The sequence below is a fragment of the Clostridium sp. MCC328 genome, from assembly GCF_018785465.1.
Classification (GTDB): Bacteria; Bacillota; Clostridia; order Lachnospirales; family Lachnospiraceae; genus Pilosibacter; species Pilosibacter fragilis.
This window is the reverse complement of the sequence record NZ_WQPW01000046.1, coordinates 26,765-37,091: the sequence shown is the minus strand read 5'-3', so window position 1 is coordinate 37,091 and position 10,327 is coordinate 26,765. Positions and strand designations below refer to the sequence as shown.

The 10,327-nt window shown below is 49.8% G+C and carries 14 protein-coding genes and 1 pseudogene; 14 read left to right on the top strand and 1 reads right to left on the bottom strand.

What is annotated here, in order from left to right:
* The first annotated feature begins 507 nt into the window (after positions 1 to 507).
* The 8 genes from GPK83_RS08295 to GPK83_RS08260 all read left to right on the top strand — a co-directional run bounded on the left by GPK83_RS08295 (position 508) and on the right by GPK83_RS08260 (position 6,181).
* On the top strand, positions 508 to 696 hold the full coding sequence (locus GPK83_RS08295) for a hypothetical protein (protein WP_005930722.1): 189 nt from the start codon (positions 508 to 510) through the stop codon (positions 694 to 696).
* Positions 693 to 1,034, top strand: coding sequence for a DeoR family transcriptional regulator (locus tag GPK83_RS08290; RefSeq protein WP_097786107.1), 342 nt, complete (start codon positions 693 to 695; stop codon positions 1,032 to 1,034). The genes GPK83_RS08295 and GPK83_RS08290 overlap by 4 nt, the downstream gene beginning before the upstream one ends.
* Positions 1,027 to 1,323, top strand: coding sequence for a DUF3847 domain-containing protein (locus GPK83_RS08285; RefSeq protein WP_097786106.1), 297 nt, complete (start codon positions 1,027 to 1,029; stop codon positions 1,321 to 1,323). The genes GPK83_RS08290 and GPK83_RS08285 overlap by 8 nt, the downstream gene beginning before the upstream one ends.
* 311 nt (positions 1,324 to 1,634) lie before the next feature.
* A complete protein-coding gene (locus tag GPK83_RS08280) occupies positions 1,635 to 1,889 on the top strand; it encodes a CPCC family cysteine-rich protein (RefSeq protein ID WP_002304358.1) in 255 nt (84 codons plus the stop codon).
* A 56-nt stretch (positions 1,890 to 1,945) separates the two neighbouring features.
* Complete coding sequence (locus GPK83_RS08275; RefSeq protein ID WP_002304359.1) at positions 1,946 to 2,437, top strand: hypothetical protein; 492 nt, start codon at positions 1,946 to 1,948, stop codon at positions 2,435 to 2,437.
* A gap of 147 nt (positions 2,438 to 2,584) precedes the next feature.
* On the top strand, positions 2,585 to 4,165 hold the full coding sequence (gene mobQ, locus GPK83_RS08270; RefSeq protein ID WP_215704522.1) for a MobQ family relaxase: 1,581 nt from the start codon (positions 2,585 to 2,587) through the stop codon (positions 4,163 to 4,165).
* A gap of 65 nt (positions 4,166 to 4,230) precedes the next feature.
* Entirely contained in the window at positions 4,231 to 4,875 is a 645-nt protein-coding gene (locus GPK83_RS08265; protein WP_002304364.1) for a CHC2 zinc finger domain-containing protein, read from the top strand.
* A complete protein-coding gene (locus GPK83_RS08260; protein ID WP_002304366.1) occupies positions 4,844 to 6,181 on the top strand; it encodes a virulence-associated E family protein in 1,338 nt (445 codons plus the stop codon). The genes GPK83_RS08265 and GPK83_RS08260 overlap by 32 nt, the downstream gene beginning before the upstream one ends.
* Positions 6,182 to 6,209: 28 nt before the next feature.
* Here GPK83_RS08260 and GPK83_RS17340 read toward each other — a convergent pair whose 3' ends face one another.
* On the bottom strand, positions 6,210 to 6,449 hold the full coding sequence (locus GPK83_RS17340; protein ID WP_021682886.1) for a hypothetical protein: 240 nt from the start codon (positions 6,447 to 6,449) through the stop codon (positions 6,210 to 6,212).
* On the opposite strand from GPK83_RS17340, the gene GPK83_RS08255 reads away from it, so the two are divergent.
* From GPK83_RS08255 to GPK83_RS08230, 6 genes and pseudogenes are all read left to right on the top strand, one after another.
* Positions 6,423 to 6,620, top strand: a complete 198-nt coding sequence (locus tag GPK83_RS08255) for a hypothetical protein (protein WP_002304371.1) — start codon at positions 6,423 to 6,425, stop codon at positions 6,618 to 6,620. The two genes, GPK83_RS17340 and GPK83_RS08255, sit on opposite strands and share 27 nt — an antisense overlap.
* Complete coding sequence (locus GPK83_RS08250; protein ID WP_215704521.1) at positions 6,621 to 8,291, top strand: recombinase family protein; 1,671 nt, start codon at positions 6,621 to 6,623, stop codon at positions 8,289 to 8,291.
* Between the two features lie 90 nt (positions 8,292 to 8,381).
* Positions 8,382 to 8,465 (top strand): annotated as a pseudogene (locus GPK83_RS08245) (Maff2 family protein); the annotation flags it as partial.
* 39 nt (positions 8,466 to 8,504) lie between these two features.
* The gene (locus GPK83_RS08240; protein WP_007046101.1) at positions 8,505 to 9,374 is read left to right on the top strand and encodes a CD0415/CD1112 family protein; all 870 of its coding nucleotides are present in this window, start codon (positions 8,505 to 8,507) and stop codon (positions 9,372 to 9,374) included.
* A gap of 13 nt (positions 9,375 to 9,387) precedes the next feature.
* The gene (locus GPK83_RS08235; RefSeq protein WP_009323500.1) at positions 9,388 to 9,978 is read left to right on the top strand and encodes an MT-A70 family methyltransferase; all 591 of its coding nucleotides are present in this window, start codon (positions 9,388 to 9,390) and stop codon (positions 9,976 to 9,978) included.
* Positions 9,947 to 10,327 carry a PrgI family protein gene (locus tag GPK83_RS08230; RefSeq protein WP_113999279.1) on the top strand — a complete coding sequence of 127 codons (381 nt, stop codon included), beginning with the start codon at positions 9,947 to 9,949 and terminating at the stop codon, positions 10,325 to 10,327. Before GPK83_RS08235 ends, GPK83_RS08230 begins: the two co-directional genes overlap by 32 nt.

The following is a 10,327-nucleotide window of genomic DNA, read 5'->3' as shown; positions in this document are numbered from 1 at the left end:
CTGTATTGTAGTAGCTCCGTTCATTGAAGCAGTTCCCCCTTCTGACAACATTTATAACCGTTGAATTGATTATACCATATCAATTCCGCAATCGTGGAAATTTCTGATTTTTACCCCGAATTCCTACTTTGTGGACATACGGCACAGGGCACAAAAATGTTCTATGATACAGGTAGTTCATCGATGGATTATTCCAATCGAATGACCAGCCTGTGTGGGATATGCTTCCCCGGCGATGTAGTGCCATGACTTTTGGCAGGGATATGGAGGAACCCTTACCAAAACGAGCATACCAAAGGGAGCGATACGCCGCTGTGAGATTCAGGGGAGGAACGACACCGGGGAGAACTGGCGAACTGACACCGAAATGATACCGAAACACGACAATCTGATAGGGGGACAGTCTACCCTATCGCTGATACTTCGGGAGATTTTAAGCGGCTCTATAGCTGTAATTTTGCCGAAAATCGCCCCGAAACCATACACGAAAACGGGAGGAAGCGCAATATGCCGAGAATGAGCAAAAAGAGGAAGCATGAGCTTTCCTTTTACCTCAATGACCGGGGGCGTGTCACTTACAACGAATTATGCCGGAAATGCCAGCATGGGTGCAGGCAGAGCTTCCGGGCGGTTGTGATTGACTGCCCCCGTTATTTATCCAAACGAGCAAAGAAAAAGGAGGAACACACAGAATGAATTTTGAATTTATGACGATAGACACACCATTGCCGCCCTGTATGCCCTTTCCCAGAGCGTTGACAGGATTTCCAGTCAGCAGCACCGCAAAGGTCATGTACTGCCGGATGTTGGACGCTATGCTATCCAAAGGGCAGGAGGACGAAAACGGAATCCTGTTTGTCTGCTTCCCTGTTACAGCCATTGCCGCAGTCTTGTCCCGCAGCTCTATGACGGTCAAGCGTTCTCTGAATGAACTGGAAACCGCCGGACTTATCATGCGGGTGCGTCAGGGCGTTGGAGAACCAAACAGGATTTATGTGCTGATACCGGGAAAGGAGGACGCTGCCCTTGCCTGATACCTCAAAGCTGGAAAAGCTCAACCGGGAGCTGGAGAAAAGCGAAAAGAAACTGCGGAAAGCCATCAATGATGAAAAGGCATTGCAGCACCAGTTAAAGCAGCTTACCCGAAAGGAACGGACGCACCGGCTCTGTACCCGTGGCGGTATGCTGGAAAGTTTTCTGCAAGAGCCGGAACGCCTGACAGATGATGATGTCATGCTGTTATTGAAACTCATTTTTCACAGGCAGGACACGCAGGAACTATTGAAAAAACTGCTGGAACGGAAGAAGCCGGAAACCCCTTAGTTTACTAAGGGCGCAATTATACACCACCCAGAGGTTGGTGCATTGCGTTCTCCGAAGGCTCCTCGCCGGAGGGCTGTGATTTTCCGCAGTCATGGTCTGCTCCAAATCATACAGGGGACGCTACGCTTCCCCTGCGCTGGCTACCACCAGCTACCCTTTTGTGGACTTGCCATCTGGGGACACCTTGCGTTGCAAGCTGTTCCCAGCCGACAAGTTTCATAAAATATGCTATCTTTTCGATAGGCAATAAAGTATAATGAAGTCAGCAATAAATCAGGAATTTGAGGTCAAGGATTAAACGGGAGGTTTATATGAAAAAATACCAATGTCCTTGCTGCGGATATTTTACCTATAATGTTCCGGCAAATAAAGATTGTGGGTATATTTGCCCCGTTTGTTTTTGGGAGAATGACCCGTTTATTGCTTCTGATAACGAACCAAGCGACTCTAATCATGGAATAACACTAAAAGAAGCGAAATTCAATTTCTCAAAATTTGGTGCTTGTGAAAAAGAAATGTTATGTTATGTCCGATCACCAAGAGATGATGAAAAAGAAATTTCATAGCGACAACTTCCAACTTGTAGAACTGAAAAATTGAAATTTGATGGGATGGTGATATTATGAAAAAGATAATGGCAGTTATGCTATCGTTGCTTGCTTGTACGGTTCTGCTTGCAGGGTGCAACACTTCCTCCGAAAGCAATGAAGAACAGTCCTTAAAGGTATATTCATTTAGCGGAGAAAATGAATATATTTCTGTGTCGAATGGTGTAATTATTTTAGATGGCAAAGATGAAATTTGCTATGGTGGTGATTTGAAAGTGATGTCAGACGATTTTGCTAATATTACCACATACTCAACGACCATTTATATCAATGGAAGCGAAAAAGAAACTCTGCTTTCTAATGGTGTTGATGATCAGACAGGTGAGACAATAGATGTTTCTGGAAATGTTGGACAAATTTCTGGTGACATTCTCAGAGATAGTGACGCTGATAAGTTGACTGATAATTTGTGGTTTGAATTGAAAACAACCAATTTGAACGGAGAAGAAAGCACTTATCGGGTACAGTTAGAGACAACTGAAATCACAAAGGAAGTCAAAAAGTAACCCCAAACTCTTACAACTAAATACCCGCCGCCCACAAAGCGGCACACCAAGCAGGAAATCTGAAAAAGGTTGCCTGCTTTTTTTCTGCCCAAAATGAGGTGGCAAAACGCCACCCCATCCGCCAATCACAGAAAGGAGTGACACGAAATGCCCTGTCCGCACAACGAAATTTCTATTGTGCAGCGCAGCCAACAGCAGTCTGCGATTGCCGCCGCTGCTTACCAGAGTGGCGAAAAACTGTTCTGTGAATACGACCAGCAAGTGAAGCACTATCCGGAAAAGCGTGGTATCGTCCACAATGAAATCCTGCTCCCGGCAAATGCCCCACAGAAATATGCAGACCGCAATACCCTATGGAACGCCGCCGAAGCGGTGGAGAAGCAATGGAACTCCCAGCTTGCAAGGCGGTGGGTGCTTACCATCCCCAGAGAGATACCGCCTGACCAGTACGCTGTCCTTGTACGGGAGTTTTGTGAGCAGCAGTTTGTTTCCAAAGGCATGATTGCTGATTTTGCAATCCATGACCCCCATCCGCCGGGACACAATCCCCACGCCCATATCATGCTCACTATGAGGGCAATGGACGAACATGGAAAATGGCTTCCCAAGAGCCGCAAGGTTTATGACCTTGACGAAAACGGGGAACGGATAAAACTTCCGTCCGGCAGATGGAAAAGCCACAAGGAGGATACGGTGGATTGGAACGACCAGAAGTATTGCGAAATCTGGCGGCATGAATGGGAGGTCATCCAGAACCGCTATCTGGAAGCCAATGACCGTCCGGAGCGTGTGGACTTGCGTTCCTATGCCAGACAGGGGCTTGATATTGTCCCCACTGTCCATGAGGGGGCTGCTGTCCGGCAGATGGAAAAGCGTGGTATCCAGACGAATATCGGAAACCTGAACCGGGAAATCAGAGCCGCCAACAGTCTGATGAAGTCCATCCGGCAGCTTATCCAAAACCTCAAAGGCTGGATTACCGAGCTGGGAGAAAAACGGAAAGAGCTGCTTGCACAAAAAGCGGCGGAGGAAGCGACACTTCTTCCCAATCTGCTGATGAAGTACATGGAGATACGAAAGGAAGAACGGAAGGACTGGACGAGGGCTGGACAGAACCGGGGGACTTCACAGGACTTAAAGGCAGTCAGCGAAGCCCTGTCCTATCTCCGGCAAAAGGGACTTTCCACTGTGGAGGACTTAGAAGCGTTTCTGGAATCTTCCGGGAAATCAGCCGCAGATTACCGCAATCAGATGAAGCCAAAGGAAGCCCGCAGCAAAGTGATTGACGGGATTCTTGCCAGCCGGACAGACTGCAAGGAATGTAAGCCTGTCTATGAGAAGTACCAGAAGATATTTTTCAAGAAAACAAAGGAGAAATTCAAACAGGAACACCCGGAGGTTGCCCGGTATGCGAAAGCCGCCTCCTACCTTGCCAAGCACCCGGACGATAAGGACAGTACCCAAAAGGAGCTGCAAAAGGAGCAGGAAACGCTTCTGGAAGAAATTGCAGCCCTGAAAACACCGCTGACCGAGGTACAGGAGGATTTGAAGAAGCTGCGGGACATTCGCTACTGGGTACGGAAAGCCACCCCCGGCACAGAAGAAAGCAAAGAGCCGCCCAAGAAACAGCCTATCAAAGAAGTCTTGCAGGATAAGGCTGACGAGAAAAAAGCACAAAGAACTGTCCCGGCACAGACGAAGCACAAACAACAGGATATGGAACTTTAACAGGCACTTGCCATTTTCAATCAGAGAATGTCAGGTGCTTTTCTTATTTTCAAGGAGGGATAGATTTGAATGTATTTGAAGCTGTGAAGCAGTCCGTCACAACAAGACAGGCTGCGGAGCATTATGGAATCCATGCAGGGCGGAACGGGATGGCTTGCTGCCCGTTTCATCACGATAAAACCCCAAGCATGAAGCTGGATCGGCGTTACCACTGCTTCGGCTGCGGTGCGGATGGGGATGTGATTGATTTTGCCGCCGCCCTGTATGGGCTGGGAAAGAAAGAAGCCGCCGTACAACTGGCACAGGACTTCGGGCTTTCCTATGAGGACTGGAAACCGCCGGGAAAGGCAAAAAAGCCCAAGCCCCGGCAGAAATCCCCGGAGGAACAGTTTCAGGAAGCAAAGAACCGCTGTTTCCGTATTCTTGCCGATTATTTCCACTTGCTTATGGCATGGAGAACGGACTACGCCCCGCACTCCCTGGAGGAAGCCTTTCATCCCCGGTTTGTGGAAGCCTTACAGAAGCAAGCACAAGTGGAATATCTGCTGGATGTGCTGCTGTTCGGGGAAACAGAGGAAAAAGCGGCTTTGATTACGGACTACGGAAAGGATGTGATACAGCTTGAACAGCGAATGGCAGAGCTTGCAGCCGCAGACGCAGCGAGAACTAAAAAACACCATGAACGCCATGCAACCGCCCCAGAGCATTGAGGAAATCAAGGCGGGACTGGAAACTACCGAGAAAGGCGGTGTCCGTCAGAGCATACGGAACTGCCTGACCGTATTCCAGCGTGACCCGCTGCTTTCCGGGGCTATCGCATACAACATCCTGACCGACCGCAAGGACATCATAAAGCCCATCGGTTTTCACAGGGAAAGCACCGCCCTGAACGATACGGACATGAAGTATCTGCTTCTTTATCTGGAAGAAACCTACGGGCTTACCAATGAGAAAAAGATTGATAACGCCATCGGGATTGTGGCGAATGAAAACAAGTACCATCCCATCCGGGACTATTTAAGTACCCTTGTGTGGGACGGGACAGAACGAATCCGTTTCTGCCTGCGGCACTTTCTGGGGGCTGACGCAGATGATTACACCTATGAAGCGTTGAAGCTGTTCCTGCTGGGTGCAATCTCACGAGCCTTTCAGCCGGGGTGTAAGTTTGAAATCATGCTCTGTCTGGTCGGCGGTCAGGGGGCTGGCAAGTCCACCTTCTTCCGTCTGCTGGCAGTCCGGGACGAGTGGTTCTCCGATGATTTGCGGAAGCTGGATGATGACAATGTGTACCGCAAGCTGCAAGGTCACTGGATTATTGAAATGTCGGAAATGATGGCAACCGCAAACGCCAAGAGCATTGAGGAAATCAAGTCATTTTTAAGCCGGCAGAAAGAGGTTTACAAGATACCCTATGAAACCCATCCGGCAGACCGCCCCCGTCAGTGCGTGTTTGGCGGCACTTCCAATGCCCTTGACTTCCTGCCCCTTGACCGTTCCGGCAACCGCCGCTTTATCCCCGTCATGGTGTACCCGGAGCAAGCCGAGGTTCACATTTTGGAGGAGGAATCCGCTTCCAGAGCCTATATCGGGCAGATGTGGGCGGAAGCGATGGAGATTTACCGAAGCGGCAGGTTCAAGCTGGCTTTCAGCCCCGCCATGCAGCGGTATCTCAAAGAACACCAGCGGGATTTTATGCCGGAGGACACCAAAGCCGGAATGATACAGGCGTATCTTGATAAGTACACCGGGAGCATGGTCTGTTCCAAGCAGCTCTACAAGGAAGCCTTGAACCATGCCTTTGACGAGCCGAAGCAATGGGAAATCCGGGAAATCAACGAGATAATGAACCAGTGCATTTCCGGCTGGCGGTATTTCCCGAACCCAAGAATGTTTTCAGAATATGGCAGACAAAAGGGCTGGGAGCGTGAAAACCCGGCAACGGACTCCGGCAACCCGTCTGAAAAAACGATGGATGGTTTTGTGGAGGTCACAGAACAGATGGAGCTTCCATTCTGAAAATGACCGCCCGTTGCACCCCCTGTTGCTATCCCGTTGCCGAGCCGGTTGCCGGGGAAAACCCCTTATTTCCGGGCTTTTCTCCCTTATAACAACCAAAACAACAGAAAAATAAAAGAAAAGTATAAATAGTAACCATCGCCAGATTGAGATTGTTTGCAAGGTCTTTTGAAGCCCGTTGCCGGACTTCGTTGCCGACACCCTCTGTCTGGCTATTTTCATGTATGGAGGATAACTGCCTATGGCAAAAAACAAAACAGAGATTCATGTTACAACGGTGTTTGACGGGGAACTGGACGCCACTGATGTGTTCGTCAGCCTGATTTCCCAGAAATACGGAAAGACAAATACAAAAGAATATCTTGCTAAAAAGAAAGATATAAGCTATAATGAAGATGAGGTTCAAAAGAGCCAGATACCGTCTGGATTGTGTGGGTAAATGGCTATGATGAACGAAATGGAATACAGAACAATCGGAAAGGCACTTGCCGGGGGCTATCGTGCAGCGGTCTATTGCAGGCTGTCAAAGGACGATGACCTGCAAGGCGAAAGTGCCAGTATCGCCAACCAGCGGGATATGCTGGAAAAATACTGCGAAAAGCAGGGATGGGAGGTTGTAGCAGTCTATCAGGACGATGGCTTCACAGGTCTTAATATGGAGCGTCCTGATTTACAGAGAATGTTGAGAGCCATTGAGCGCAGGCAAATCAACCTTGTCATCACGAAAGACCTCAGCCGACTGGGGCGTAACTATCTGCAAACCGGGCATTTGATTGAGGACTTTTTCCCAAGAAACGGTGTCCGCTATATCGCCATGAATGACGGAATCGACACCCTGCGGGATAACAACGACATTGCCCCATTCAAAAATATCCTGAATGAGATGTACAGTAAGGATATTTCCAAGAAAGTCCATTCCTCTTATCTTCTGAAAGCACAGAAAGGACAGTTTACCGGGTGTCTTGCCCCGTTTGGGTATCGGAAAGACCCGGAGGACAAAAACCATCTGCTCATTGACGAGGAAACCGCCCCGATTGTGCGGCTGATTTTCGGATATGCCCTAAACGGTCATGGTCCGAACTATATCCGCAGACGGCTGGAGGAAGAAAAAATCCCTTGCCCCACATGGTGGAACCGGGAACGGGGGCTTCGCAATACCCGCACAAAATGGGAAAAGAAAGACCCGGAAAACGGGCGGTATATGTGGGACTTCTCCGTTATCAAAGACCTTTTGATGAATCCCGTCTACACCGGTGCGATTGCTTCCCAGAAAAAAGACTACCGTTTCAAAATCGGCACAATTGGGGAAAAGAAGCCGGAGGACTGGATTGTGGTGGAGGGACAGCATGAACCGCTGATTGACCACATGAGCTTTGATATTGTGCAGAACAAGCTGAAATCCCGCCAGCGTCCGGGGCAGACCAATGAAATCAGCCTGTTTGCCGGACTGATAAAATGCGGCGAGTGTGGGAAGTCGCTGACGATACGCTACACAAACGCAAAACATCCTCAGCAGATTTACTCCTGCAAGACCTACAATGCCTTTGGAAAGAACCACTGCACCCAGCACCGGATTGATTATGACACCCTTTACAGCCATGTGCTGCGGAAAATCAGGGAATGTGCCAGAGCCGCCCTGATGGACGGGAAAGCGGTTGCCGACCGCCTGACCAATACCTGTGAAGCCGAGCAGCGTGAACAGCGGGAAGCAATGGAACGCTCCCTTACAAGGGATGAGGAACGGATTGAGGTTCTGGACAAAATGGTAATGCGGCTTTATGAGGATATGATTGCAGGGCGTATCAGTGAGCAGAACTTCAACACCATGCTGGAAAAGACACAGACCGAGCAGACGGAGCTTAAAGCAAAAGTGTCCGAGGGCAGAAAGCGGCTGTCCGATGAAGTCCAGCTTGCCAATGACGCAAAACAATGGGTGGAAGCCATTCAGGAATACGCCAACATCACAGAGCTGGACGCAGCCACCCTTAACCGCTTAATTAAAGAAATCGTCGTGCATGAGCGCATTGACGAAGATAAAACAAGACACATTTCTATCGAAATTCATTTTAATCTCAAACCCATCCCGGAGGTGGAACAGGTCACTGCCTGACCTGTCCCGCCGGGACGGTTCTCTAAAAAACACCATATAGATTTTTTGTACGCCGCCGCCCGCCATCGAGCAGAGTTTTACACCTAATTGGGGATAAAACAGCTCATGGCTGGCGGCGGTGTGGTGCTGATCGGCACGACCCTCATCCCCCTGCTCTCCGGTTTGTTCGGCTAATCCACGGCAAGCCCAGCTTAACCGAAGGGTGGTGAAATATTGGGCAGCATTTTAGAAAAGATCGAACAAGCTCTCAAGGATATGCTGATCGGATGGATCGAGAGCAACCTGACCAATATGTTCACCGATGTCAACGAGAAGGTAGGAACGATTGCCGCCGAAGTTGGGCAAACACCGTCCGGCTGGAACGGCGGCGTGTACCAGATGATCCGGGGACTATCTGAAAACGTGATAGTCCCCATCGCTGGTATCATCATCACCTTTGTTTTGTGCTATGAGCTGATTTCCATGATCACCGAGAAAAACAACCTTCACGACATGGACACTTGGATGTTCTTCAAGTGGTTTTTCAAGGCGGCTGTGGCGATCTATCTCGTGACACACACGTTTGACATCGTGATGGCAGTATTCGACATCGGGCAGAACGTGGTTTCCGGTGCAGCCGGAGTCATCCACGGCAACACCAGTATTGATATTGATTCGACGATTGCGCAGATGCGTACCGGCATGGAGAACATGGGCGTCGGAGAACTGCTCGGACTGTCGATAGAAACTCTTCTGATCAGCCTGTGCCTCAAAATTATGGCAATCCTCATTACGGTCATCCTCTACGGGCGCATGATTGAGATTTACTGCACCGTGAGCATCGCGCCTATTCCCATCGCAACCATGAGCAACCGCGAATGGGGCAGCATCGGCACGAACTATCTGAAAGGCTTGTTCGCTCTGGCATTTCAGGGCTTTCTCATCATGGTCTGCGTCGGCATCTATGCAGTGCTGATCAACGGCATGATTATCGCAGACAACATTCACTCGGCTCTGTTCTCTGTGGCAGCGTATACGGTCATTCTGTGCTTCTCGCTGTTCAAGACCGGAAGCCTCGCAAAATCCATTTTCCATGCGCACTAAGGAGGTCGGCAGCATGAAGAAGTACAGCATCATCTACGCCGATCCCCCTTGGGCGTATCGGACTTACTCCAAGAAGGGACAGGGGCGGTCGGCAGAAAGCCATTATCCGACGATGTGCATTGAAGACATCAAGGCACTTCCGGTTGGCGAACTGGCTGCGAAGGACTGCGCTCTGTTCCTCTGGATCACGTTCCCATGCCTCTGTGAAGCACTCGAAGTGCTGACGGCATGGGGCTTTTCTTATAAGACCGTGGCTTTTGTATGGGTGAAGCAAAACCGCAGGAACGATGACCTCTTCACCGGCATGGGGTATTGGACAAGGGCAAACGCGGAAATCTGCATCCTTGCCACGAAGGGACATCCGAAGCGAGTTGACGCCGGTGTGCGTCAGGTCATCCTCAGCCACATCGAAGAGCATTCCAAAAAGCCGGATGAGGCGCGGGAACGCATTGTCCGGCTCATGGGAGACCTTCCCCGCGTAGAGCTTTTTGCCCGTCAGTCTCCCGAAGGCTGGGATGTTTGGGGCAACGAGGTCGAATGCAGCATTACTCTCGGAAAGGAGGAAACAGACAATGGCATTTGTTCCGGTCCCGAAGGATCTTAACCGCGTTAAAACGAAGGTCATGTTCAATTTGACCAAGCGGCAGCTCGTTTGTTTTTCCATCGCTGCGGCAGTCGGTGTCCCGATCTTCTTTCTGGCGAAGGCACATCTCGACTTGTCTACGGCGGCAATGCTGATGGTGGTGATCATGCTCCCGTTCATCTTCTTCGCGCTTTACGAAAAGGACGGACAGCCCGCCGAAAAGTATCTGTACCACATCGTACAGTCCATGTTTATCCGGGACAAGGTGCGTCCCTATCGCACAAACAATCTCTATGCTGAAATTCAGCAGAAAATCAAAGAACAGGAGGAATTGCAGCTTGAACAACAGCACAGCAAAGGCAAAGCCTAA

What these genes read in the sequence shown, in the direction of transcription:
- GPK83_RS08295 (WP_005930722.1), top strand. Translation starts at nt 508, where the DNA reads ATGCCGAGAATGAGCAAAAAGAGGAAGCATGAGCTTTCCTTTTACCTC.
- GPK83_RS08290 (WP_097786107.1), top strand. Translation starts at nt 693, where the DNA reads ATGAATTTTGAATTTATGACGATAGACACACCATTGCCGCCCTGTATG.
- GPK83_RS08280 (WP_002304358.1), top strand. Translation starts at nt 1,635, where the DNA reads ATGAAAAAATACCAATGTCCTTGCTGCGGATATTTTACCTATAATGTT.
- GPK83_RS08275 (WP_002304359.1), top strand. Translation starts at nt 1,946, where the DNA reads ATGAAAAAGATAATGGCAGTTATGCTATCGTTGCTTGCTTGTACGGTT.
- mobQ (WP_215704522.1), top strand. Translation starts at nt 2,585, where the DNA reads ATGCCCTGTCCGCACAACGAAATTTCTATTGTGCAGCGCAGCCAACAG.
- GPK83_RS08260 (WP_002304366.1), top strand. Translation starts at nt 4,844, where the DNA reads ATGAACGCCATGCAACCGCCCCAGAGCATTGAGGAAATCAAGGCGGGA.
- GPK83_RS08255 (WP_002304371.1), top strand. Translation starts at nt 6,423, where the DNA reads ATGGCAAAAAACAAAACAGAGATTCATGTTACAACGGTGTTTGACGGG.
- GPK83_RS17340 (WP_021682886.1), bottom strand. Translation starts at nt 6,449, where the DNA reads ATGAATCTCTGTTTTGTTTTTTGCCATAGGCAGTTATCCTCCATACAT.
- GPK83_RS08250 (WP_215704521.1), top strand. Translation starts at nt 6,621, where the DNA reads ATGGCTATGATGAACGAAATGGAATACAGAACAATCGGAAAGGCACTT.
- GPK83_RS08235 (WP_009323500.1), top strand. Translation starts at nt 9,388, where the DNA reads ATGAAGAAGTACAGCATCATCTACGCCGATCCCCCTTGGGCGTATCGG.
- GPK83_RS08230 (WP_113999279.1), top strand. Translation starts at nt 9,947, where the DNA reads ATGGCATTTGTTCCGGTCCCGAAGGATCTTAACCGCGTTAAAACGAAG.